The organism is Haloarcula sp. 1CSR25-25 (genome assembly GCF_032027985.1).
Lineage (GTDB): Archaea > Halobacteriota > Halobacteria > Halobacteriales > Haloarculaceae > Haloarcula.
Map to the genome: position 1 here is coordinate 127,990 of NZ_JAHYBW010000011.1, position 21,267 is coordinate 149,256.

At 59.7% G+C, this 21,267-nt stretch carries 16 protein-coding genes; 13 read left to right on the forward strand and 3 right to left on the reverse strand.

The window, feature by feature from the left end; all coding sequences use genetic code 11:
* Nucleotides 1-2 precede the first annotated feature (2 nt).
* The 8 genes from KZ498_RS22530 (at nucleotide 3) to KZ498_RS22565 (ending at nucleotide 11,721) form a co-directional block, all read left to right on the forward strand.
* On the forward strand, nucleotides 3-1,118 hold the full coding sequence (locus tag KZ498_RS22530) for a hypothetical protein (protein ID WP_096396456.1): 1,116 nt from the start codon (nucleotides 3-5) through the stop codon (nucleotides 1,116-1,118).
* A 2-nt stretch (nucleotides 1,119-1,120) separates the two neighbouring features.
* Nucleotides 1,121-2,242 (forward strand): hypothetical protein, encoded by a 1,122-nt coding sequence (locus KZ498_RS22535; protein WP_312621774.1) that lies wholly within the window; start codon nucleotides 1,121-1,123, stop codon nucleotides 2,240-2,242.
* Complete coding sequence (locus KZ498_RS22540) at nucleotides 2,235-4,442, forward strand: transferase (protein WP_312621775.1); 2,208 nt, start codon at nucleotides 2,235-2,237, stop codon at nucleotides 4,440-4,442. Before KZ498_RS22535 ends, KZ498_RS22540 begins: the two co-directional genes overlap by 8 nt.
* Nucleotides 4,408-8,730 carry a conjugal transfer protein gene (locus tag KZ498_RS22545; protein ID WP_312621776.1) on the forward strand — a complete coding sequence of 1,441 codons (4,323 nt, stop codon included), beginning with the start codon at nucleotides 4,408-4,410 and terminating at the stop codon, nucleotides 8,728-8,730. Before KZ498_RS22540 ends, KZ498_RS22545 begins: the two co-directional genes overlap by 35 nt.
* 388 nt (nucleotides 8,731-9,118) lie before the next feature.
* Nucleotides 9,119-10,372 carry a hypothetical protein gene (locus KZ498_RS22550; RefSeq protein WP_144906863.1) on the forward strand — a complete coding sequence of 418 codons (1,254 nt, stop codon included), beginning with the start codon at nucleotides 9,119-9,121 and terminating at the stop codon, nucleotides 10,370-10,372.
* Between the two features lie 74 nt (nucleotides 10,373-10,446).
* On the forward strand, nucleotides 10,447-10,887 hold the full coding sequence (locus tag KZ498_RS22555) for a hypothetical protein (protein ID WP_049983724.1): 441 nt from the start codon (nucleotides 10,447-10,449) through the stop codon (nucleotides 10,885-10,887).
* A 220-nt stretch (nucleotides 10,888-11,107) separates the two neighbouring features.
* Nucleotides 11,108-11,398, forward strand: coding sequence for a hypothetical protein (locus tag KZ498_RS22560; protein WP_049983725.1), 291 nt, complete (start codon nucleotides 11,108-11,110; stop codon nucleotides 11,396-11,398).
* Nucleotides 11,398-11,721 (forward strand): hypothetical protein, encoded by a 324-nt coding sequence (locus KZ498_RS22565; protein ID WP_135806888.1) that lies wholly within the window; start codon nucleotides 11,398-11,400, stop codon nucleotides 11,719-11,721. Before KZ498_RS22560 ends, KZ498_RS22565 begins: the two co-directional genes overlap by 1 nt.
* A gap of 164 nt (nucleotides 11,722-11,885) precedes the next feature.
* On the opposite strand, the gene KZ498_RS22570 is transcribed toward KZ498_RS22565, so the two are convergent.
* Together KZ498_RS22570 and KZ498_RS22575 are read right to left on the reverse strand one after the other, a co-directional pair.
* Nucleotides 11,886-12,698 carry a DUF6036 family nucleotidyltransferase gene (locus KZ498_RS22570; protein WP_135806887.1) on the reverse strand — a complete coding sequence of 271 codons (813 nt, stop codon included), beginning with the start codon at nucleotides 12,696-12,698 and terminating at the stop codon, nucleotides 11,886-11,888.
* Nucleotides 12,695-13,618 (reverse strand): helix-turn-helix domain-containing protein, encoded by a 924-nt coding sequence (locus KZ498_RS22575; protein ID WP_312621795.1) that lies wholly within the window; start codon nucleotides 13,616-13,618, stop codon nucleotides 12,695-12,697. The genes KZ498_RS22570 and KZ498_RS22575 overlap by 4 nt, the downstream gene beginning before the upstream one ends.
* A 685-nt stretch (nucleotides 13,619-14,303) precedes the next feature.
* On the opposite strand from KZ498_RS22575, the gene KZ498_RS22580 reads away from it, so the two are divergent.
* From KZ498_RS22580 to KZ498_RS22595, 4 genes are all read left to right on the forward strand, one after another.
* Nucleotides 14,304-14,480 carry a hypothetical protein gene (locus KZ498_RS22580; RefSeq protein WP_312621786.1) on the forward strand — a complete coding sequence of 59 codons (177 nt, stop codon included), beginning with the start codon at nucleotides 14,304-14,306 and terminating at the stop codon, nucleotides 14,478-14,480.
* A gap of 88 nt (nucleotides 14,481-14,568) precedes the next feature.
* Nucleotides 14,569-15,810, forward strand: coding sequence for a transposase (locus KZ498_RS22585; protein WP_312621787.1), 1,242 nt, complete (start codon nucleotides 14,569-14,571; stop codon nucleotides 15,808-15,810).
* 210 nt (nucleotides 15,811-16,020) lie between these two features.
* On the forward strand, nucleotides 16,021-16,584 hold the full coding sequence (locus KZ498_RS22590; protein ID WP_312621788.1) for a helix-turn-helix domain-containing protein: 564 nt from the start codon (nucleotides 16,021-16,023) through the stop codon (nucleotides 16,582-16,584).
* 703 nt (nucleotides 16,585-17,287) lie between these two features.
* On the forward strand, nucleotides 17,288-17,704 hold the full coding sequence (locus KZ498_RS22595; protein ID WP_312621789.1) for a hypothetical protein: 417 nt from the start codon (nucleotides 17,288-17,290) through the stop codon (nucleotides 17,702-17,704).
* Between the two features lie 127 nt (nucleotides 17,705-17,831).
* Here the strand turns inward: KZ498_RS22595 and KZ498_RS22600 are convergent, their stop codons facing one another.
* On the reverse strand, nucleotides 17,832-19,010 hold the full coding sequence (locus KZ498_RS22600; RefSeq protein WP_312621791.1) for a PQQ-binding-like beta-propeller repeat protein: 1,179 nt from the start codon (nucleotides 19,008-19,010) through the stop codon (nucleotides 17,832-17,834).
* Nucleotides 19,011-19,843: 833 nt separating this feature from the next.
* Between KZ498_RS22600 and KZ498_RS22605 the strand changes: the two genes are divergently transcribed.
* On the forward strand, nucleotides 19,844-20,710 hold the full coding sequence (locus tag KZ498_RS22605; protein WP_312621792.1) for a DNA-binding protein: 867 nt from the start codon (nucleotides 19,844-19,846) through the stop codon (nucleotides 20,708-20,710).
* Nucleotides 20,711-21,267 lie beyond the last annotated feature (557 nt).

Genomic DNA, 21,267 nt, shown 5'->3' on the forward strand with positions numbered 1-21,267 from the left:
CGATGGTCGATCTCATTGATGTCGTCCTTGAGGGTATCAAGGGCGTCGTTGAGTGGTTCATTGGGCTGTTCATGGACGGTCTCAGATCAGGGTATGAAACTCTGACTGAGGGAATGTTCGGGACACCTACTCCAGAGACGAACGGAGCTTTTGTTTTCGGTGAACCAACCAATGCACCCTGGCCAGCGATTCACGATGCTCTCATCGGCGGCGAAATCATGCTGGTTGCCCTCTTGCTCCTCGTGATGAGCGTTCAGGGCCGTCACACGGTTCGGATCTTCAATATTGGAAGTACCTACGAAGCCCGAAAAACGAAGAAGACGGCCTGGGTCGGTGCTTTTCTAATCATTACGTGGTATTGGGTTGGAACTCTTGCACTCTACCTCGTTGACGGATTCACTATCGCCCTGATGCCGGAGCTTTCCTCGGTTACGGAGGCGATGATTGGATTCTTGGAAGTATCCATCACAAACCCCGGACTGGGGCTATTGTTCGCCGTGATTGGTGGAATCTCGATGTGGGCGCTGGAGGCGCTGTTCTACATTCGGATGATTCTGCTGTATGTCTACTTGTACGGAATGCCGATTGCATTTGCACTGGCCTACGGAAACATTCCGGTCGTATCCGATATCGCGATGGGGTTCTGCAAACGGTTTGTCCCGTTGGCTGTCCTCCCGCTCCCGGCAGCGATGGTCCTCAAGGGGTACGACTTGATCTACGGCGGTGGGACTCTCACACCAGGAACAGCGTTCCTCAAATATCTCGTTGCTGCGTCCCTCCCGCTGGTCGCCCTCTACATCACGTGGAAGACGTTCAAATACGCGACCCCGTTGACGGCCAAAGTCGTCGGCGGTGCAACGAAAGGCGCAGCACTCGTTGGCGGTGTCGCCGCTGGAGCCTACGTCGGTGGCGCCGGCGTCGCGACGACCGCCGCTCGGTGGGGGCCGAAAGCCGCCGCTGGCCACGCCGTCGCGCAAAAAGCGGCTGCCCGCGGTGGGCATGGAGGAGACGATGGCGGGACGCCATCGTACCGTCGGACAGAGAATGACCCAGGTGGAGCGACAGCGGAATCAGCGAGTGACGACCGTGGGATGGAGTTTGATCGAGGAATCCACTAACAATGTCAGCAGATCAAGACGCGGCCGCACGGCGCATCATGGATCAGTTCGGCGAGGAGAGCCGTATCCCGTATCTCAATATCGAGGAAGGGGACGTCGGCATGCTCATCGCCTTCCCCATTATTGGGCTGTTTATCGCTGGCCTCACCGGGATCGAATCACTGGCCCTCCCGTTCGTTGCTGGGGGGCTTGGCTTTGGCGTCGCCGTCATCTACGTCTCACCAACCCACCTGAACGCCTGGACGTGGACCAAAGACGTCTATCGGTACCTCAAACGGCCTCAGGTCACGTTCAGTGCGCCCGCCGACGCCGACACGAGTACCAACGAGTCAGAGCGGAACGAAGGCGGACTCGCGAACTACACGCCGTTCAAGCCGGACGAGCGGACACAGGACCTCACGAACATCAAGCGGGCGTGGCCGGGCGCTGGTGCCATCCAGCGTGAAGACGGCGCGATGGAGGCGTTCATCGAGATCGATCCGGCCAACATGGACTTCGCGATGTCCGACGACTGGGCGCAGCTCCAGGACGCTGGCGAAGAGTTCGCTAACAAAGAGCTGGACTCGAAGCTCAAACTCCACGCCACAACCCGTTCTTTCCCGGTCGAGCAGATCACCGAGACCATCGAGGAGCGCCTCACTGACGAAGACGTCACGGAGAACCCGATCTTCCGGGAACTCCTCGAAGAGTACCGGGAGACACGGCCGAAGGAGATGCGTGACCGGGGCATTCAGCAGGTCCGGTACTACATCGGCGTTGAAGTCAGCCCGATAGAAGTGTACGACCGCTTCCGCGACGAGGGCACCCCCGCAGAGAAGCTGACCCAGTTCCCGGTCATCGGGTTCCTGTTCAACCCGTTCGTCACCCGCCGCGAGGACCTCACCGACGTCGAGCGCCGTGCGCAGATGTTCGAGAAGCTCGACAGTCGCGTTAACGACGTTCGCTCCGAGTTCATCCAGCAAGCGTCGGGGTGGTCCGCACGCCGGCTCAGCACGGTCGAGCTGTTCGTCCTGAATATGGACTTCTGGAACGGTCGCGAACACGACTACGATGATGCAGAACGTGTCGTTCGCGACCAATCGATCATCGGCCACTCGCGCCGGGAGGACCCACACGATGCGTAACGTGATCCTCCAGACTGGTGGTGGCGCGCTTGGCACCGTCGCCGGGTGGCTCCAGAATCTGACGCCAGCAGAGAGTGCAGTACTTGCCCTTGCAGTGGGTCTCGGCCTTGGCGTCGGCAGTAAGTACCTCTGGGACCGCTTCACTGCGGATGATGAACCAGACGTGGACTTTACCGATGTCCTCGACGAGGAGACACTCGAAGAAGGCGAGGCCGAACGCCAGCTCCTCGACGACATCTCCGAGTCACACAAGACGGTGACCGCGCCGGCGGCGATTGAGTGGGAAACGCGAGCCGCACAGGTCGGTGAGCAGTGGACGTCGACGCTGTACATCGCTAACTATGCCGACTATCCCAACGACGGGTATCTGAGCGACCTCTTCGAGATGACCGACGTCCAGTTCGATCTGACGGCCCATATCACGCCGAAAAATCAGGAGCGGGCCCGGAACGAACTGCAGGACATCGCTGACGACCTTCAGGTGGACGCTGACCTCGAACAGAGTATCCGGAGTGCCTACCTACAGGAACGCGCCAACGAGGCTGCAGCGACGTACAAGGCCGTCGAGAACGGCGCGAACGTCTTCGACCAAGGGATGTTCATCACCGTGCGGGCCGACGAGAAAGACGACCTCAGAGACGCCGTCCAGACGGTCAAGAGTGCGCTCCGGGACGACCCGGCGAACCTCACGCCGAAGACGGCCATCTGTCGCCAGGATCTCGCCCTCCAGTCCGCCGCGCCCATCGGCGACAACGAGTTCGGCCGGACGTCGATCGCACTCGGCGGCGCCATCGGCGCGTTACTGTCTTCGCCGCACAACGCGACGATACTCGAGGAAGGCGGCGTCGAGTTCGGGATCCACAAGGACAACCAGAGTCCGGTGGTCATCGACCCGTTCGCGCGGGACAACGGCTACGCGATGTTCACCGTCGGCGACACCGGGTCGGGAAAGTCGTTCAGTTCGAAGCAGAACTTCATCCGGTCGATTGAGCAGAGCAAGGACCGCATCGGCATCATCCTCGAACCATTGAACAACTGGGCCGGCGTCTCAGAGGCGCTCGACGCCAAGCGGATCACGGTTGGCGGGACGCTCGGTCTGAATCCGCTGGAAATCCGCGAGACGCCCGAACACGTCCAGCGGGCGATGGGTGAGGACGCGAGCCCGTTCAACGAGAAACTCGACGACGCGATGAGCTTCCTCACGAACTTCTTCGCCCTCCGGGGTATCTCACTGGGAGATCGGCGCACCACGCTCGAACTCGCCCTCAAACGTGCCTACCAGCGCAACGGGATCACCGACGACATCTCGACGCACAGCAATCCGAGTCCGACCATCCGCGAGATGATGGACGTGTTCGAAGATATGGTCGACGACCCCGAGGAGTTCGTCGTCCGGTCCGACGAGGAGGCGGGGAAGATCAAAGAGAACGCAACGTGGCTGCTCGATCAGCTCCGTCCCTTCGAGGACGACGGTCGCCACGCCAACCTCGGCCAACAGTCCGACTTCGACATTCGGGATGAGAAGGTCATCTACCTCGACCTCGCCCAGCAGGAGGGCAGCGTCGACAGCAGCACGGCGCTGACGATGCAGCTACTCATCTCGCTGGTGTACGAGCGGGCGAAAGTCTCGGAGAAGGAGGTCGTGTTCTACATCGACGAGGCACGCTACATTATGCAGGACGCCGCGAGCCTGGCGTTCCTTGAGACGGTGTTCCGCCACCACCGGCACCACGACCTCTCGATCCGGCTGGTCACGCAGACCGTCGACGAGTTCTTCGAGCACGCCGAATCCGAGGCAATCCTGGATCAGTGTGCGGTCAAGCAGTTCCATCGCCTCGATGGGATGGACGAGGAGTGGGCCGACGAATTCGGCCTGAATTACGCGCAAATGCGGTTCGTCCAGGACGCCGTTCCTGGTAACGAGGACGCCGGCTTCTCCGAGGCGCTGGTGGGCGTCGACGGCGAGTGGCGCGGTATCCAGGTCAAAGCGATGCCCAAGGAGAAACAGGTCATCGACTTCGACCCAACCGAGCAACGGCGATCCTCACTCCCCGGGACTGGTGAGAACGCCGTGGACGCGGACGTGCAGGCGTTCCAAGACGAGATTGAACGCCGAGGGACTGACAACGGACAACTCCAATCTGAGCGGACGCCAACAGAGACTGATGGCGGCGAAACGGGAGGTGACGACGATGCGTGAGTACCTTCGCGTGACGCCAACCTCCGAACGGCTCAATCCGGAGCGTCTGCCGCAGGCACTGGAGAGCCTCCACAAACTGACCTCAACGAACTCGACAGGCCTAGCTGACAAACTCAATCCGCTCCATAGCGACACACCGCTACGCTTCGAATTCCTCGCGCTGAGCGAGGGGAAAGATGACCCCGTCGAATTCTACTACGGTGCCGACGACCATCTGGATACCCTGGAGAAACGGCTCCGGTCGATCTATCCAGAGACGTTCGACATCGAGCGTACCGAGGTCGACATTGCATCCCGACTCGTACAGCCTGTCGAATTCGACCGCGAGACATTCGTCGAGCACTATGAGTCGGGCGACCTCCAGTACGAATTCGGCCCTGACGAGCAATACGAACGTGGCACTGACGACAACAGTCAAGCGGGGCCAGCAGACGCCGAATCAGTCGCGGATGGAGGAACAGTCGGCAACCAGTCTCCCGACCACTTCATCGAGATCGGCGATACTGCCCTCGAACTCGCCCCACCAGATGCGATTCCCGAGGATGAGCCACTCACGACACTTGCCAAACCAACGGTAACATCGGAGGGGACGATACTCGCACGGCCAGCAACCGAATCCGTCTCCCCACTCGGCGTACGGTGGCAGGGGTCGGCGACTCGGAAGCAGGACTGGATGACCTCACTCTCGCCATTTACTGCCGACGACGAAGCGGAACTCCCAGCCGTCGATCAGCCAGGAGGTGCGCTCGCGTCGCTCGTCGACCACCTGATGGAGGCGACAGCACCAGTAGCGTTCCAAGTCGTCTTCCAACGACGCGAGAGCTGGCAGTCCGATGCCGACCTTCGCAAGGAGGACGTCATCGACGGACGGGACACACTCGCACAGGAGATTATTGGCTCCCTCTTCGAACTCGACGATCAGTCGGAGAGCCGGGACAGAAACCAGCTGAGCGACGCCGTTGCAAAACGTGTCGCGGCAATCGAGGCGAAAAATCCGAAGCGGTCGTTCACCGCGAACATTCGAGCAGTCGGGATTCCATCCGGTAGTGACGGTCACGATGATCTCGATGAGCGAATGCAATCACTGGTCCCGGTATTCGACCCGCTTGATGGACCGTACTACCAGGTTGCGGCCGAACGGGTACGCAACAGCGGCTTCCGGGCAGCCACGAAAGAACGAAACGCCCGAGCGGCGCTGCAGCGGCTCTTGGATCGTGAGATCACGACTGGCCGTGGAAAGACCCGACCGGAGTTCGTCCTGAGCGGCCGAGAACTTGCGCACTTCGTACTCGTCCCCTCCTCGGAACAGCTTACTGTCGAGGGGACACGGGGGACGCGTGCGGAACAGCAGAGTCGGAATCCGTTGCCCCGTCCGCACCAAGACCTCATGAGTGAGTTCCGAGACGGGATGGCAATCGGGTATGCCCTCGACGACACCGGCGAGGCCGAAGACGAGCCGACACACATTCCACCCGGACTGCTGCCCACTCATTACGGCCGGTTCGGAACAACCGGCTCTGGGAAGTCGAAAGCCCTCATCAACGATATGCTGTCGCTGTACGACAACACCGAGGGGCCGACGATCCTCATCATCCCGAAAAACGACGATATGGCCCAGAATTACATGCGGGCTCACGCGCGTCGGTTCGGAATGACCGACCTCGAAGAGAACGTCGTCCACTTCCCGATTCCGGACGTCCTCCCCGGGTTCTCGTTTTTCGATCTCGAACCGTCGATGGAGAGCGGACGGCGCCGCGAAGACGCCGTCCAACGGAAGGCCGACCACTACGAAGAGATTTTGAAGCTCGTGATGGGAACCGACCGCTACGAGCGGGCGACTGTGGCTCCAACTCTCATCAAGACACTCATCAAGGCACTGTTCGACGAGGAATACGGGCGTGAGAACGGGCTCTACCGAGCGTCGACGGATTACTTTGCCCACCGACAGCTCGAACACGTCGTCGACCAGCTCTGGGAGGCCGGGCCACCGAACGAGAACATCGGCGACGCCCCACGGTCGAGCGACGAGGAAGTCACGCGGACGATTCGACGGCAACTCCAGTTAGATTCGAACACCTTCGCGAACGTGATGGGGGGTGTCGGAAACCGTCTCGCCTACATCTCACAGGATACGCACCTGCGGCAGATCTTCAACAATACCGAGAACCAGTTCGACTTTCGGGATGTCCTCGACGAGGATACGGTCATCCTCTTCGACCTCGGAGATCTCCGCGACGACGCTGCCCGGATCATGACTGGTGTGATCCTGACCAATCTCGATGCAGCTCTCAAGGACCGCAAACAGGCCCTCTCCCAGCACTCGGACGACTACGTCGTGAACTTGCTCGTCGACGAGGCAGCGTCGGTCGTAGTCTCCGACATCATGAATGATCTCCTCGAGAAAGGCCGGGGATTCCGGCTCTCTGTTGGCCTGTCGATGCAGTTCCCCGAACAGATGGAGGCTGAAGGTGGGCGGAAGATCTACCTGAATGCTCTGAACAACATCGGCAGTTCACTCATCGGGAAAATCAACGTCGACCGGGAACTGGCGCGAGCGATGGCCCACGAAGAGATGGACCCCGCGGATTTCGCCAATCGGATTCGTTCGTTGCCACGAGGGGAGTGGATCGCCAGCCTGCCAAGCCCGACGTTCGGTGAAACGGGGCCGTATCCGTTCAGTCTCGAACCACTCCCGATTCCACCGGGCCACCCCGAGAGCGAATCTCCGCTCACAGAGCGTGAAGAGGAGCAGTTCACTGAGACACTCTCCTCGATGCACGAGAACATCAGCGAGGAACACGGCGTGCCGGCTGCAACAGACGCCTCAACAACGAGAACACCGACCGACGGACACGGAGTGCTCGATATCGCGAGCGACGACCTGGACGTCGCGATTGCGACGGTGGTCCGGAGTCTCCAGCTTCGAGAAGGATGCCGTGAGGAGAACGGTTGGGTGGCCGTTGAAGCGGTTGACGACGAACTCAGACGGCTCTTCGACGACGTCGACGCCGAGCCGCCATCGTATGATGCACTCGCGGACATTCGAGAACGATCACGATACCTCGATACGACCGTCGATATCGACGCCGACGAGCTCCGCATCCGGCTCACTGAAGCCGGAGAGGATGTCTCGACACCCGATACTGGTAGCGTGCAGTCCGCTGGTGGGAGTGCTCACGACGCAGCACTCCTCCAGATCGAAGAAGAGCTCACCGCACTCGGCTTCACTGTCTCGATCCTCGCACAGGATGGCAGCGAGAAACCTGACGCGAGGGCGAGCCACCCCGACGTTGACGACCGATTCGCCATCGAAGTCGAAACGACGACACCCGAGAATCCCACAAAGGTGCTCACGAATCTCCGGAAGGCCCAAGCAGCAGGGGATATCCCGCTGTTTGTCGTTCGCCCAGGAAACGACGAAACTGAGTGGGCCAAGCGTGTCGACGGCATTCTCACACCACCCGTCCGTACCCTCCAGAATGGTGAGACACGGTTCTACACGACCGACTCGAATCTCACGTTCAACGGCGGAGCGACCGAAGAAGGTGGGGTGACGGCCGTGCGACCGGCGAGCGACGACGAGAACGGGACCCAGAACATCTGGCAGCGTGATGGCGACGAGGTCGTCCTTCGTGATGCCAGCGGGACGGAATACATCCGCCTCCCGTCGCTTGGGAAACTCTCGAAGGATCGTGTTCCAGCCATCTACAGCTACGACCACGCTGCCGAGGAGTACGTCGTATACGAGCACGGTGAGCAACACATCTACGAGACGAAATCGGCGTTCGAGAACGACTGGGTGCGTATCAAGAAGCCATTCGTCCCCGAAGCCGAACTCCAGACACCCGATTATAGCCCCACGTCGTACGCTATCGTCATTCTCCCTGAAGAAGGCAACCCGGTCGTGTACGATACTGACGGTACGTACTCGATGGACACCTTACTCGATACCGTCACCACAAGTGGGTGCGAAGAAACGACAGGAGAACAGGCAGACCATATTCAGCAGGCGCCTCAGCCATCGATTGACGATATTGCTGAGGATCCAGAGGCGGTTGTTGAGCGATTCGCAGAGACACACCTCGTCGAAGATCCGGAAAGCAGAGTAGCCGCCGGAGATGTCTACGAAATCTACGAGCAGTGGGCTGAGGCTCACGGGATTGATACAGATAGCAAACCCTGGTTCGGCCGTCGCCTCGGGAACTATGTCACGTTCGAGCGGAACACAGACAATGAGAACGGCGACTCTGTTCGATACTACGAGGGGCTTGCACTCAAATCAGAATAGATCTGGAGGGGAATACAATGCAATCCACACTCAGCGCCAAATATATCGTAAATGTAAATTTGAGTTTGCATAACAGGAAATGCCTCTCGCGTTACGGAAACATCGAGGCATATCGTCTCCGCAGCACCGAAATCAGCAGACGGAGAGGGGTTACGGCAACCAACCGAAATGCCGTAACACAAGCATTCTGGAGAGATTTTGCTGTATGCACGTATCGGGAGCCTCAGACCCAGGATTTCACTGATTTGAATGATCTGTTACGGCAAAAACCAACTAGGATAGAACGGGGGTTCCCCGTTGGGACCAAGGGATTGGATCGACACGCAGAGCAGCGTGAAGTCTGTGCTGGCTCAGAGCCAGTGAGAGCCATGCGAGGTGCTATGTGAGGATGAGTGAGAGTAGTATCGACGAATCGGAGGCGATTCCGGAGACGCTACGCGAACGGGACCAGTGGGTGTGCTGGCGCGAAGAGGAGCGGGACGGCAAGTCGACGAAGATTCCGGTGACGCCGGGAGGTGGGGGGTTCGCGTCATCAACAGAGTCGGAGACCTGGGCGAGCTTCGAGACAGCGCTCGACTACACCGAGACGGCACACGCCGATGGCGTTGGGTTCGTGTTTACCGACGACGATCCCATCGTCGGTGTCGACCTGGACGACTGCCGTGATCCTGAAACCGGCGACGTCGACGACGCGGCACTAGACATCATCGAGCGCCTCGACTCCTATACGGAGGTGTCACCGTCCGGCACCGGCTATCACGTCCTCATCAGGGGCGAACTTCCCGAGGGGCGGAACCGTCGCGGGAGCATCGAACTGTACGACACGGCACGATTTTTCACCGTCACTGGCGATCACGTCGAGCGGACACCAACGTGCGTCGCACGTCGACAGGACGCGCTCAGAGCGATTCACCGTGAGTACGTTCAGGAGACAGAGCGTGACACGGCAGCAGAGTCCGAACAGCGTGGTAGCGCTGACGACGAGTCACCGACGACCGGTGCAGCCGGCGTTGACGTCGACCTCGAAGACGAGGACCTCCTCGAGAAAGCGCGGAATGCATCGAACGGCGAGAAGTTCGAGCGGCTCTGGAACGGGAACACAGCCGGCTACGACAGCCAGTCCGAGGCCGACATGGCGCTGTGCTGTCTGCTGGCGTTCTGGACCGGCGGCGACCGGACGCAGATGGATCACCTGTTTCGCCAGTCGGGATTGATGCGAGAGAAGTGGGACGAGGTCCACTACGCTGATGGGTCGACGTATGGGGAGAAGACCATCGAGCGAGCAATTGCGACTACTTCGGAGTTCTACGACCCGGACGCCGGCGACGATACCGCGGACGAGATCCCCGCCACATCGTCGCCAGACGTCGGCGCTGCTGACTCGGAGCGGAGTCGCGCATATCTCGCCGAGAAGAACCAGATCTTGAGCGACCGCGTCGACGAGCTCGAGGCGACACTCACGGAGAAAACCGAGCGCATCGACGCTCTCGAAGCGGAGGTCAAGCGACTCACTGACGAACTTGCCACCCGTGGCCAGGAGGAGGAGTGCCAGGGCGAGCACGCCGCTACTACGAGTGAGAACAGTAGTGAGTCAGAGTCATCCTCACTGTTGGGTCGGTTATTCGGCGGTCGGTCCAAGTAGCGTTGCGACCGCAGCGGCACGTCTGTCACCCCCGCCAGGGGGCGGCGGGGTACATCACGTGCCCCCGATAGACGATGGCTTCGGAACGTACGACCCAAACGCAGACGGTACAGCAAGCAGCAACCAACTCCGACGGGGAGGCTCCGTGGGCAGACCTCGAGGTGGCGATCCCGAACGACCGCGATCACGCGTCGCTCGTCGCGCTCGTGGAGTGTGCCCTAATCGAGCTGACGCACGAGCACGTGGGGGCAGTCGTCGTCACCCACCAGGTCCGGGGGACAAACCACACGCAGTACGTCGCCGTCGACGACGTCAGCGAGCAGTTCCAAAAGCGGCACTTCGACGCCCGGCTGGGCTGGCACGAGACAACCGTTCCTCGGGAGATCGTTCGCGACGAACTCGTCACCCAGCTCACCCGGTCGGCAGCCTCACAAGCGGAACGCACACGAGAAGCAGCAGCCAGCGAGCCGGACACGTTCACCGTGAAGCCGGTTCAGGAACTCCGGACTCCATAGGCCACACTCTTAACCAACACTCGGGACCAGTTCTGTCGAAGTGTTGGTTAATGACGTTGCCAGAATTTATGCCCTCAACCCACGCCCACCGCCCTATCCCTCCGCGACGTTGCCGTTTTCGAGTACCGCGACCCAGGGTCGGACTGACGCCCTCCGACTGGGCTGTTTATCGGCGCCGGGAGGCGTGCAGCGCGCGAGAGCGTGCGCGGCGTGATTCACCATGGTTGGTCCCGATCCTCACGACGACACGAGTGCCGACCACGAACAGCTCGAAACCGAACTCCTCGCACAGGACCGTGACGCCGCGAGCGTCGCGACCGCGGACGTCGACGACGCAACGGCCCGCAGCCTAGTCGACGACCTCATCGACGCGGACGTCGTCACACCCGTTCCCGAGGATCGCGTTCTCGTTCACGAGCCGAGTGTTACTACCTTCGACTCGACGACGCAATTGGCCGTCTTCCACCGTGGCTGGACGGCCGGCCGCGACGCCGACGCGGAGGCGGAGTAATGCAGCAGACGCTTACAGGGTGTGCGTTCTGCGACGCTCCGCCCAGCACCGAGACTGGCGAGGCCCACACATGGGGGGAAGATGAGCGGGTCACCCACCCCATCTGCGTCGACTGCGCGATCCAGATGGAGCCGGATCCCGACGAGCGCGATCGCGACGCCTGCGATGGCTGTGGGCTCGTCGTCGACGCCCTCGCGGCGCTCACGCGCTTCCGTGTGGAACTCGGCCATCTCGAGGGGCCGCTGCAGCTGTGTGCGCGATGTAGTCCTGGCGGGCCCGCGACGTACTGGACGCACGACCTCGATGAGCATCTCGTTGAGTGAGACATGTTGCCGACGCTTACACCGTTTCCATGGAGGACCTCGTTGACGAAGTCGACGTCGCGCTTGACCGCGACTAATGGGGGGTCTCCTATCCAGGGATAGGGAAAGTATCCAATAAGCCGCACCGCTTGGCATTACGCCACAGATTCCGGTATCCCTCGCCGTCAGATCGTCGTCGAAAGACGCTCGATGCGATCAGCGGTTCCCTTGACTGCGTCTTTCTCCTCGAGACGACTCACGATATCCTGTAGTTCAACCGTGGTGTAATCGAGTTCCTGCTGGAGGGCAGGCATAGATTTCGGTTCGTCGAGGGCGTGAAGCACTTCGAGTTCCTCGTATACGCGCTCTGTAATCTCCGCGACCGGCTCATGCAGGGGTGTCCTCACGTTGTGTTGCTCGGTGAGATCGGCCAACGCCTCGTTCACGTATGTTACGAATAGCTCTTGGTCCAAGAGGTCGATCTGCGCGGCGAGTTCTGCTTCGACGACGTCGAAATCGAGGTCAGTCTGCAGCAGCGAAAACATATCTTCGATATCGTCCACCCGTCCGGCGACCGCCTTGAATAGAAAGATGTCCTCTGGGCTCACGAGTTCGACCACCAAGTTGCTGGGGTTGAGGTACCGCTCGCTACGCTTCCGAATCCCGTCAGAAAGAACCAGTTTATCGATTACCTGCTGGTGAAAGATGTCGATTCGACACCCGTCGTCATTCTCAAGGATTCGCTGAGCACCGAGCGCTTCGTATTCTTCGTCCGGTTCCCGAACGATATCGTAACCAAGTTCGAGCAGTACTGCTTGGAGCTGCCCGAGGTCATCACCGGATGCGACGATGAGATCGATATCCTTGGTAGTGGTCTTGAGATCCTGGAACGCCATTGCCCCACCGCCGATCAAGAAGACAGTGAGCGGGTCGTCTAGCTGCTCGCCGATGCGCTCGAGTTCCGACCGAATGTACGAACTGTCGAATCGCGCCCTCATGCTGACACCCCGTAGTCCTCAGCCAATTCTTGGAACACTTCCCACTCGGGAAGTCGAGATGCCCGCTCCTCACCACTCGTGTCGAGATACGTGAGCAAGTCCTCGACGAGATCGTCGACGCCGTACTTTGTGGCCTGGTCACGCAGTTCGTCACGGTCGACGTCAACGTGGCTGAGCAGGAGAAGACAGTATGACTGGGTACGTGCGCCCGAATCGATCACGAGCATATGACAGCACAGCTTCGCCGGCGAGAGATCATTCATCGTCTCTGAATGGAAATAGTACCGACGGTCGCGGGCCAGAAGGGGCAGGTCGTAGGTCTGGAAACGCTCTGGCCCCGTCGAAAGGAAGTCCTCGGCGGTAATCTCATCTGCGGTCTGGACGAGGAACTCGTCGAGTGACTCCCAGAGAATCGTGTAGGTGTCGGTGTGTTGTTCGACGGTCTGGCGATGGTCGTGATGAACGAGTTCCCGAGCAAGCGTACTCAGTTGTTCGAATCCCTCGTTCAGCACATATGCATCCTCGTCAGTTTCGTAGATGATCCCTCGATGCTGAAGTGGATCGAGGGCGCGATAGACGGTACTTCTGTGAATGTTGGCCCGGCGCGCGAGCTCCATTACGACCCGCGGTGTTTCAAGATAGTAGAGAACGCGGAGCGTCGCACCCGACAACAGTTCAGGCCAGTCGATGTGCGAATACTCTTGGGTGATGTCTGCGAGGAGTTCGAGTGCTTTCGCGTCCGATGGCCGGATCTGCTTTGTTTTCCCTTGTCGACGCGTCTCGACGAGTCCGGTCGCTTCGAGACGATCGACAAGTTCAGACGTGTAGCTGAGACTGCGGTCCAGCTGGGTCGCAAATTCGGAGACTGTCTGCTCACCGTGAAGGACGGTAAGCGCGCGAACCTCGCCTTCGGTAAGCATCTGTTGCATAGATACGAACCGATATTTAAATAACTTCGCTATCTCGCAACAAGTATGACTGACTCAGCTGAAGTTGCTGGGTGAGCAACACGATGAAGGCCCTCGGCCGTTCACGGGCGGCGCGCCGCCCGTTAGCTCGGGAGAGCAGGCTCTCCCGGTGACCGAGACGGCCTCGCCCTTTCTGAGTCCGCCAGGGCAGTAGTTGGGTCGCTGAGTGTCGCGGCTGGGTGGACAGGTGTGTCCGTTATGGCCCGCACCGCTCGCCGCGTTCCGCCCTCCGCGTCGCTCGCGACCGACCATTCCGGGCGTGCGGGCGCTCTCCGCACCGCCCGCGCCCGTTCCGGGCTAAAATGCATGTGCCCTCGGCGCCAGCGGGTATCCCCGTCGGTTGCGCCCCTTGCGGGCTTTCGCGTTCCAGCGCTTGGTGCCGCCTGCGCTGTCGCGCGCCACACCGCGGCGCGCGTTCTCGGCGACAGTCGCCCTGGACACGGACCCGCACATCGGGCCGGACACGAGCGGGCAGATCGATATCTGACCTGCCCTCTACTGACCACGCCGATAGGGTTTTTAGCGCCTGCAATGGGTGCAGGCGCGACTTGAACACGCCTGCATAGGACTAGGTGATTTCTGATGGAACAACACCACCAGCGACAGGCGTATCGTCACTCAGAGGAGGATCGACAAGATGGCGGTTGACCTTGACGGGGTTGAGCAGGCCGAAGACGAACTGGAGCAGTGGTTGGTCGACCAAGCCGAAGCGGGTGTTCCCGAGATCGTTCTCGTCGGACTCCTTCGTGACTACGCCGACGACATCGAACAGCTCGGGTTCGTCCCACGGATGTGGGGACGCAACGACCGATGATACACCCCGACTTTCGTGCTGTGTTTTTTTGCGCCCGTAACGGGCGGGGGCGCGACGTGATCGGGCCTTCACCAGAGAGGAATCACACATGAGACGAACGGATACCTTCGATATCGTTCCCCGGTCCGAGACGACAGAAGAGATTCTCGCACGGGTGCTAGACGTCTCGGCAAGCCTCTGGAACACACTCACCTACGACCGCCGACAGCAGTTCTTCGAAGGAAAGAGTGTCTGGGAGTGCGATGGCTACTACGACGAGTATGTCGACGTGCTCGGCGGTGCGACGACCCAACAGATTGCTCGCGTGAACGATACCGCGTGGCGGTCCTTCTTCGAGCTTCTCGACGAGCCAGAATACGACCCGAGTCCACCCGGCTACTGGGGAAATCGAGACGATGGTCGAGAACTCCGGACCTACGTTCGAAACGACGCATACACGCTCCAGTGGAACGAGCGCTCACGACTGGAGATACCCATCGGAATGGACCTCAAAGACGAGTACGGGTTCGGGATGTACGAGCGGCTTCGGCTACCGGTTCGGGGCGATCCAAAGTGGTGTGGAGACGCTGGCCGCCTCGAAATCTCGTACGACTCAGTCGAAGAAACGTACCGTGTGCATCAATCCGTAACCATCGACGGCGTCGAAGAGAGCAGATCAGATGGCTTTGAGGCCGCTGCACTCGATCTCGGCGCAAACGTGCTCGTTGCCTGTACGACAACGACCGAGGAGCAGTATCTCTACAGTGGACAAACCCCGTTCGAGCAGTTCCGAAAAACGACCACGGAGATCGGCGCCGCCCAGACGAAACTCCCTGACGGACAACACTCCAGTCAGCGAATCAAGCGTCTCTATCGCAAGCGCTCTCGGCGGCGCGATCATGCGGTGAACGCGCTCCTCCGTAACGTAGTTGAACGGTTAGACGAAGCTGGTATTACAACGCTCTACCACGGCGATCTCACCGGAGTGCTCGGTGAGTACTGGTCGGTAGAGGCGAACCTCAAAGCACGGACCTTCTGGGCGCATCGGCAGTGTATTGATAGACTCGAATCAGTCTGTGAAGAGTACGGAATCGACGTAGAAGCAATCTCGGAGGCGTGGACGTCCCAAACCTGTCCAGAATGTGGCGAACGGGACCGAACACGCCGGCATCGAGAGACACTTACCTGTCCGTGTGGCTTCGACGGCCACGCCGACCTCATTGCTTCGAGAACATTGCTCGAACGAGCAACGAACACAACAGTCAGGCCGACGGCACGGCCCGTGCGGTTCCAGTGGGACGATCACCAGTGGCATCCCGTTGAGGGTGCCGCGGTCTTGCCCAACGAATAGCGCACAAACCCGCAAGGTGCCGCCGTAGCGTTATCGACGCTAGCGAGCGGACGCTTCCATTGTGTGGAGTGGATGTCGACCCGCTGGACGCTCGCATTACTCGGACGTACTCCAAGTACAGCTCTATCTCCAGAATATGGCTACTGACTAGAGAAGGCTGTATCACGCGGACACAATGGACTTATGACAGTACGAGATGGACAAGAGAGTATGTCTCTGTTGCCCTCCACTGACGACGTGACTGCCGAGCAAGAGGGCGACATACAAGTTCTCGGTGTGGATGAAAATGAGACAGCAAACGTATTTGAGGCCCTTTCGTCGGAAACGGCACGGCGTATCCTGACCGCAATTTACGACGATCCAGCACCCCCTTCTGAACTTGCTGCCCGACTCGATCTGTCCCTTCAGAACGTCTCTTATCACCTCGACAATCTTGAAGACGCTGGCGTGGTGCGTGTGGCTGATACCCGGTACTCAGAGAAAGGCAAAGAGATGAACGTGTATGCGCCTGCAGACGAGCCTGTCGTCGTCTTCGTAGGCACCACGGAACGTAAAACAGGATTCCTCGACCTACTGAAGCGACTTGTCGGCGCGACGGGGCTTCTGTTCCTCGTCTCCGCCTTCCTGTTCGTCTTTCAGGCATTTGGACAGCCTGGTGGTGCAGGTGATACGCTGACGATACTAGAACTCCTCTCATTCCCGGGACTGGAGTTCCTTCTCGGGGGACTGTTCGTCCTTGGACTGGTCGTCCTGTGGTGGGCCCGGAACAGATAGATGGTCAACACTCTCGTCTGTCAAAATTAATTTTGGCCCAGACATCGTACTAAGGGCCCCGGTGGTCAACTGACGAGTATGTCACGTACCTCCACGCAGTCAATCGTAACACGAACCTCGATTATCGGCGGCTTGGTTGGCGGACTGGTCCACGCAGGTGTGGCTGTTTTGCTCTGGAATCGTTGGTTCGATAACTTGTGGGAACTGCTCATGACCAAACCACTCAATGGAGCGTATATCCTGCTTGGAATGTTCCTCCTTGGATTCGTTCCAGTCCTGTTTTACGTTGGTGAGAAGGTCAGATCACCCGCGATCACCGTCGCTGTATTCCTGCTCCTTTCAGGACTTGGCTCGTGGCTGGCGGGCCCAGTTCGTCCACCATCTGCTGTGCCAACACCATTCGCTCTGTACATCCTCCTCTGGGTCGGCGTCGTCGCTCTTTCGGGTTTCACAGGGAGACTGGAACATCGTCGTAAGCAACGAGCCGCAAGCGCGTGATACTGGCCTTCTCGGGAACGACGCACTGTCCCGTCCGATAGCACTCCCAAACGCAGGAAGTGGCAGATCTACGTAGCGGCTGTTTCACGACCGACAGTATCTGACCGATAGGATTTCGACAGAGCCGATGAATCCTCTTCCAGTAAGTCAAACAGCGATTTGTACCTTCAGAGAGTTTTTCTTGCTTATCATCTATGAGTATACTATGACAACCCCTCCACTTCTTGACTACCCACAGCTGTTTGCGCTCGGTATTTTCGTGGTTCCGCTAGCCATTTCTTATCTAACAGTCAGGATTCTACGATGGCAGAACACGTTAGAACTGACTCAGAACAAGTTGCTAGTCACTGTATTTCTAATACACATCTCGGTTATGTTCGCAAGTGGTGGTATTCTAGCCCTTATCAACGGACTACCCGAAACGGGCAACCTCATCGTTATTTTTGCGATCCTGGGGGCGATTTACATCCCCGTACTTGCTTTCGGAGCTAGTCTACTCTACTGGTATCTCAAGCAGCAGACCCATTCATCACTCCCGTTTAGAGAATTCAGTGTCACGTTCACGCTACTTAACCTCGCTATCTATCCGTTATTGGGTCTTCTCTTCATGGCCCTCTCATAAGGAAAGTTGCCGGATATCTGTCTTTCTTCAGTTACAGCTCTGGGGGGTACCTCATCACAACCCTGCGTGATGAACACCTCTCTGTATCTATCAATTGTCGATTTTGAATTGCTAAGAACGATTCATCCTATCCGCGGGCACCAATCGCGTAAATCCTGCTGTCAGCGATTCCGACGTAGCACATCCCATGTGCCAGTGCGACTTCTGTGTCCATGATGTAGCCCGCCATCCCGATGTCTGGGACGGTGATATCGATCGCCCACACAGGGTTGCCACTCGTTTCGTAGGCAACGACGGAGTCGTTCTGTGGCACGACTACGCCACCGTCACCGGCAGCGGGGGGTTGATTGTACCCACTCTCGGCCGACCGCCAGCGAACCGACCCGTCCGAGATATCGATTGCAACCAGCCCTCCGTGATACGTATTTACGTACGCAGTGTCCGCTGTGACCACTGGTGAGGGGATCGCGTTCCCATAGTCTTCGTCGACGACAGTTGTCCGCCATAGCACGGTTCCATCGGCGGTATCGGCGGCGACGAGTTCCTCGGCGATTCCCGGGACGTATAGGCGGCCGTCGGCGACCGTTGGTGTGCCCTGAATGTCCGGACAACACTCCTCAGGGGTGGCGATCTGTTTGCTCCAGCGTGGTTCACCCGTCGTCGCATCGAGCGCTGCAATACGTCCATCAGTTAATCCGACGTAGACGCCGTCGCGATCCGCACAGGTCGCCGTGTAGCACTCCCCGTCGATGGGTGTGCGCCACCGTTGGGTGTCATTCAGCGCGTAGGCGTACACCGCGTTGTCCTCATCTCGCGTCGCCAAGTAACACGTTCCGTCCACAACTGCTGGCGACCCAGTCACGTCCGGAATCGTATCCGTCCACTGAGTCGATCCATCGGAGCGGGCGAGAGCTGTCAGCGTCGCCTGCTCGTAGTCCGGGCCGCGGGTGACGGCCAGGAGCGTGTCACCCGCGAGTGCGAGACCGACTGCACGGCCCGTTTCAAGTTGTACATCCAGTTGCTGCTCGCCGGATTCAGCATCGAACCCTGCGAGGTATACCTCCGAATTCTCGGCGTCATCCGGCTCCTCGACATAGGCGATGTAGACACGCTCTGGGCCGACGACCGGCGCCGTTGCGCCATGTGGGTCGTTCCCTGGCCGCCGAAGCCAGGCGACATCGACGTCGCCGTGTGGGACTGTGGAGGCCGCGTAGCCGGTTCGGCCGCCATCGTGCCCTTCCAAGAGCCAGCGACCAGACGTTGTGTAGCTCGCGGTGTAGGCGTCGTTCGTGAACGGCTTCGGCACCGACTTCCCACGTGAGAAACCGGGAACGTTCGGGGCGGTACATCCGGCCAGAGTCAGCACACTTCCGCTAGCCACGGTCTGTCGGAGGAGTTGTCGACGCGTCAGCGGGACCATGTGACCAGTGGACAACGCTGTGTCAAACGTCTTCTGGAGAGACAAACAGCTGTTAGCGTCAATCGGGACCACTACGAAAGCCCCCGAACGCTCGCCGGCCGCGACTCGCTGCGCGCCTCGTCCCTGCGGTGCTTGCCTCGTCGGGGCACGTCGAGCGCCCGGCCCCTTTCAGTCCCGCCCGGAGTTGTTGGGCAAGCGCACTCTACCGGTTGGCTGGTGTGGTACGATACGGCCCGCCCCGCTCGCCGCTGCCGCCCTCCGCGTCGCTCGCGACCGACCATTCCGGGCGTGCGGGCGCTCTCCGCACCGCCCGCGCCCGTTCCGGGCTAAAATGCATCTGGTCTCGACGCCAGCATTAAGCGCGTTTTCGGTTGCGCCCCTCGCGGGCTTTCGGGTTCCAGCGCTTTGGGCCGTTCCGCGCGGCGAGCCACACCACGGCTCGCCGTGCTCACGACCGTCGCCCTGGACACGGACCCGCACATCGGGCCGGACACGAGAAACGGCTTAAAGCTGGACGCTTGCTCCGGGCGGGTCGGCGCGCGGTGCTGGTTGGGTGGCCTCCCTTTTGCGCGCTCTCGCTCGCGCCCCAGGGGGCGCTCGCGAAGGCGCGAGCGAGAGCGCGCAGACGAGTCTGTCGGTCGTTGTCGTCGAGGAAATCCGCGATGTTGTAGCATCGCGGTGTCGGGCGCGTGAGCGCCTTCGGAGCTGTACTAACTCCAATGTCGAGTAAGAACGTCTTCGGTAATGAGGTTTCGGTCGATGAACAGGCTTTCGAGAAACACGATGACGTCGAGGTCGACGAGGACGGATTCGAGGTCGTCGACGAGACCCTGGAGTTCCGGGCGACGGTCGACATGGAAGTGCAGGCGAAAGTCGATTCCAACCATCCAGACGCGCGGGTCGAGGAAGGCCCGGATCATCTGTTCGGGAAGACCCTCGAACAGGAAGAGCGCATCGAGGCCCGGGAAGCCGAGCTGGAGCACATCAGTGCCCAGGCGGAACTCAGTCAGCAGGAGGGACGCGCGAAGCGGACGCGAAAGGTCGTCGTCGAGCAGTGTGGCCGAGACGAGCCCGAACCGGTGGAGCGCACGGATCCCCGAGAGAAGCTGACGCAGGAGGAACTCGCGGCGGTCAACGAGCAGGCGATGCGGATCAGCGACGAAGTGCAGGGCGGCTGGTCGAGAGCAGTCGTCGCAAAGCAGTTGGCCGAGAAGGTGCAGCGCGGCCAGGACGTGACGAAGGCGGTGCTGGAGACGTTGGAGGAGCAGAAGGCGGTCCCCGGTGCAATCGTGCCCATCGCGGATGTGCCGGACGTCCCGGTCGGGGAGGTGACGGTCGAAGGAACTGTGCAGACCCTTTGGGAGCCTTCCTCAACGAGTATCCAGCAAGTCGGGCTGATAGCGGATGACAGCGGGAAAATCAAGTTCACCTGCTGGGAGAAATCCGGGCAGACGGTGGTGCGTGAAGGTCAGACAGTGCGGTTCCGGGCGGCAGCGAAAAACTGGTACGAAGGTCGGTGCTCAATCGCGCTGACCGGGTGGTCGCGGATCGAATTCCCGGAGCGCGGTCGGTGGTGGGAAGAATAGCGAGCGAAGCGGTCTCTTTCTTTTTAGGTGCCAGACCAGACCCAAGCCCCACCACCCCACCCTCCGCTCCGTGCTCGCTCCCTCCGGTCGCTGCGCGCGCAGCCACGACCTTGTAGACGGACTAACAGAGGAGATCATAGACAGTCCCTCCAGAGGTCGAGATCAATCTATCCTTCCTGACGTGACTGGTACGTAGAGCGTGCGGACTGAACGAGGTGGTTCACCAGCGACGAGCGGCTTCATAGGCTACTGTGGTTGGGAGGAGGACAACCAGTAAGACGAACGTGATTTCACCTATTGTTGGGCCAGACTGCGCGAGGGCGCTATAGACATACAGTGCGGCGACGGCAAGCACACCGACAATAGCGGTGACGTATCGAGGATCACCCCACGAGGACGGAAATTCTGAACCAGACATACCTTTCGAAATTCCTGCTGGCATGATATATCTTCCCTCTGTATGCAACACGGAAATTCTATCGAGTACTGTAGGCTGGTCTCAGCGGTCAATTTCCCGATATAACAGGGTGTTATATGTCGTGGCTATCAAAATAATC

What these genes read in the sequence shown, in the direction of transcription:
- KZ498_RS22560 (WP_049983725.1), top strand. Translation starts at nt 11,108, where the DNA reads ATGGTTGGTCCCGATCCTCACGACGACACGAGTGCCGACCACGAACAG.
- KZ498_RS22605 (WP_312621792.1), top strand. Translation starts at nt 19,844, where the DNA reads ATGTCGAGTAAGAACGTCTTCGGTAATGAGGTTTCGGTCGATGAACAG.
- KZ498_RS22590 (WP_312621788.1), top strand. Translation starts at nt 16,021, where the DNA reads ATGTCTCTGTTGCCCTCCACTGACGACGTGACTGCCGAGCAAGAGGGC.
- KZ498_RS22570 (WP_135806887.1), bottom strand. Translation starts at nt 12,698, where the DNA reads ATGAGGGCGCGATTCGACAGTTCGTACATTCGGTCGGAACTCGAGCGC.
- KZ498_RS22585 (WP_312621787.1), top strand. Translation starts at nt 14,569, where the DNA reads ATGAGACGAACGGATACCTTCGATATCGTTCCCCGGTCCGAGACGACA.
- KZ498_RS22565 (WP_135806888.1), top strand. Translation starts at nt 11,398, where the DNA reads ATGCAGCAGACGCTTACAGGGTGTGCGTTCTGCGACGCTCCGCCCAGC.
- KZ498_RS22580 (WP_312621786.1), top strand. Translation starts at nt 14,304, where the DNA reads ATGGCGGTTGACCTTGACGGGGTTGAGCAGGCCGAAGACGAACTGGAG.
- KZ498_RS22575 (WP_312621795.1), bottom strand. Translation starts at nt 13,618, where the DNA reads ATGCTTACCGAAGGCGAGGTTCGCGCGCTTACCGTCCTTCACGGTGAG.
- KZ498_RS22550 (WP_144906863.1), top strand. Translation starts at nt 9,119, where the DNA reads ATGAGTGAGAGTAGTATCGACGAATCGGAGGCGATTCCGGAGACGCTA.
- KZ498_RS22540 (WP_312621775.1), top strand. Translation starts at nt 2,235, where the DNA reads ATGCGTAACGTGATCCTCCAGACTGGTGGTGGCGCGCTTGGCACCGTC.
- KZ498_RS22535 (WP_312621774.1), top strand. Translation starts at nt 1,121, where the DNA reads ATGTCAGCAGATCAAGACGCGGCCGCACGGCGCATCATGGATCAGTTC.
- KZ498_RS22595 (WP_312621789.1), top strand. Translation starts at nt 17,288, where the DNA reads ATGACAACCCCTCCACTTCTTGACTACCCACAGCTGTTTGCGCTCGGT.
- KZ498_RS22530 (WP_096396456.1), top strand. Translation starts at nt 3, where the DNA reads ATGGTCGATCTCATTGATGTCGTCCTTGAGGGTATCAAGGGCGTCGTT.
- KZ498_RS22545 (WP_312621776.1), top strand. Translation starts at nt 4,408, where the DNA reads ATGGCGGCGAAACGGGAGGTGACGACGATGCGTGAGTACCTTCGCGTG.
- KZ498_RS22555 (WP_049983724.1), top strand. Translation starts at nt 10,447, where the DNA reads ATGGCTTCGGAACGTACGACCCAAACGCAGACGGTACAGCAAGCAGCA.